Below are 234 nucleotides of genomic sequence, written 5' to 3' on the forward strand. Positions count from 1 at the left end.
ACGGCAGAGGATGAACAAGTCAAAGAGTATATCCGAATGAGGACAGACCATCAATTGGCTCTCAAGAAAATCAAGCAACAGATTTTAGCCTTCTGTCTTCGCCATGAGTTTCGATATACAAACGGTGCTAGTCACTGGACTCAGAAGCATGTGAAATGGCTTCAGTCGCTCCAACCAGTAGGACTGTATGCTGAAATCCTAACCGAATATCTCCTCAGCTACGAAAAGCTAGTT

At 44.0% G+C, this 234-nt stretch carries 1 pseudogene; it reads left to right on the plus strand.

Annotated elements, in window-relative coordinates:
- Positions 1 to 234: pseudogene (locus ACFPQ3_RS09700) on the plus strand (IS110 family RNA-guided transposase); the annotation flags it as partial.

The organism is Streptococcus caledonicus (assembly GCF_042656225.1).
GTDB lineage: Bacteria > Bacillota > Bacilli > Lactobacillales > Streptococcaceae > Streptococcus > Streptococcus caledonicus.